The following is a 2194-nucleotide window of genomic DNA, read 5'->3' as shown; positions in this document are numbered from 1 at the left end:
TGACCGGCGTCCTGGATCCCCCTTACTGTTTCTTCATTAAGTGGAATTCCGGTGCGCGCGTAGGCCGTGGCGAATTCGTGCTCCAGCAGACCGGGTGGATAAAGCCGCTCGACGCCGGCGCGGCGACGGCTCTCGCGGATTTCCCGGCTCAATTTGTCCACGCGGCGACGGAACATCTCCACGGGCTGGAAGGCGGCAATGTCGATTGCCATGAACAAATGGCCATCCTGCCCGGCCCTGGGCCCGTCCACCATATTGCCTAGTTCGGTGCCGTAGGCGGCGCCTGAGAGCAGGCTCGCCAGCATGCCCATCACGATCCCCAGCCCGACTCCCTTGTGGCCACCGATTGGCTGGATCAGCCCCAGCATGGCACGGCCGGAGTCGGTCGTCGGATTGCCCTCGACATCGAATGCCCAGCCCTCCGGGATCGGAAACCCCTTCTGGTGGTAGACACGGATCTTGCCGTGCGCGGTCGCGCCAAAGGCGATATCAAGCACGATCGGTGGCTCTTCCTGGCCGGGAAGGGCAACCGCCAGCGGATTGATGCCGACGATTTTGTCAATACCGCCCCAGGGAGCCATCGTCGGCAGCGCGTTGGTGGTAGCGATGCCGATCATGTCACACGGCAGAGCCTTGCAGGCCCAGTGGTCCATGGCACCGCAATGATTGCTGTTGCGCACAGCAGCAACCGCCACATGCGTGATCTTTGCGCGGTCAATCGCCTGCTGCATGGCGAAGGCGGCCGCGATCTGGCCCATCGCGTTATCCGCATCAATCACCAGCGCCGCGCCGTTTCCGGTCGCCACGCGCGGCCGCCCGCGTGGATTGACGCCGCCCTTAGTCAATTTGTCCACGTAATCCGGGACACGCAGTGTGCCATGCGAATGGATGCCGCGCTGGTCGGCATCGACCAGCGCGACAGCGAGCAGGTGCGCGTCCTGCTGGGACATGCCGCAGGCGGCAAAGATACGGGCCACGCGATCCGTGAGCCAGTCGGGCATGAACCGCCGCTCCTGCTCGCTGCCCGGATATTCCGCCATTGCCTCCTCCCTGCTTCGGAATGCGTGCGCCTACGGTGCCGGTATATCCATCGTCTCCGGCTCTCCCTGTGCTTTCCAATAGAGCGCCGCGACGGCATCGAGGTGTTCCTGCATTGCCAGCTCAGCCGCGGACGGGTCGCGCGCTGCGATGGCTTCGTAGATGCGCGCATGCGCCGCATACGCGGCTTCACCCGCGCCTGGCAGCCGGCCGGATCGCGTGCGCTGTTCGGTCAGCCATGCCACCACTGCCTCATGCAACGAGGTGAAGATCGGGTTGTGTGGGATCTCGGCAATGGCGAAATGGAATGCGACATCGGTATCTCGGAACCGCTGCAGGTCTCCAAGCGACTCGCGGTTCGCTCGCAGCGCCGTCGCCAGGCGGGCCACATCTGCGGCGGTGGCCACCTGCGCTGCCAGTCTCGCCAGCCCGATCTCGAACAGCGCCCTTGCCTGCTGGAACCGCGCCACGCCGCCGGGCTGCGCGAGCAGCCGTCGGGCGGCCCCCGATAGCTCGCCGACCAATGCCTTGGCCGAAGGAGCGAGCACGCGGCTGCGCTCGCCGCTGTTCACGGCCACCAGCCCCATCCGCTGCAACGACAGCATCGCCTCCCGCACCGCTGAACGGCCGACCCCGAACGTCTCCCTGAGCTCGCGCTCGGAGGGCAGTTGGTCGCCGGGCGCAAGCTGGCCGTCGCGGATCATCTGTTCGATCGCGTCGGCTACTTCCTCATAGAGCTTGCGTCGGCGGATCGGGGGGATCGCCACGGGTTGACCTGTTAGGCTGTCGGACAGTAGCATAGCCCACATAAACGAGCCGGCGCCTGACGGGTCAAGTCCCGCGACATTTCGCCGAGAATAGAAATGATTTGGGAGGAGCGCGATGCTGCTGAAGATCGCTGCTGCCGGAATTGTTGCCGTCACGGCGTGTGCCGCCGCGCCGGTGCGAGCGGATGCGTTCATGGACCAAGTGAAGGCCGAGGTGATCCGGTACGCCGGACCTCAGACCGACTGGCGTGGCCCCACATCCGGGCCCAAACTGGCCTCCAACAAGCACATCGCCTACATGTCCACCGACGAGCAGAACGACGCCTCCCATGCGTGGGGGCAGGCGCTCGCCGAGGTGGGCAAGAAGATCGGCTGGACGGTAACGGTCG

General features: G+C 65.5%; 3 protein-coding genes. 1 reads left to right on the top strand and 2 read right to left on the bottom strand.

Features of this window, described 5'->3' with window-relative positions:
* Together VFH59_RS12005 and nanR are read right to left on the bottom strand one after the other, a co-directional pair.
* Positions 1–1040, bottom strand: a 1040-nt coding sequence (locus VFH59_RS12005) for an Ldh family oxidoreductase (RefSeq protein WP_325165138.1), incomplete at its 3' end; no start/stop codon positions are given.
* 30 nt (positions 1041–1070) lie between these two features.
* Positions 1071–1805, bottom strand: coding sequence for a transcriptional regulator NanR (nanR, locus tag VFH59_RS12000; RefSeq protein ID WP_325165137.1), 735 nt, complete (start codon positions 1803–1805; stop codon positions 1071–1073).
* 115 nt (positions 1806–1920) lie between these two features.
* Here nanR and VFH59_RS11995 point away from each other — a divergent pair.
* Positions 1921–2194: hypothetical protein (locus VFH59_RS11995; protein WP_325165136.1), on the top strand; the 274-nt coding region annotated here is incomplete at its 3' end.

Origin of the sequence: Frateuria sp., assembly GCF_035695185.1 — a bacterium.
Lineage (GTDB): Bacteria > Pseudomonadota > Gammaproteobacteria > Xanthomonadales > Rhodanobacteraceae > Frateuria_A.
Note: the sequence above shows the minus strand (reverse complement) of the source record. Positions and strands in the feature narration are given on the sequence as shown.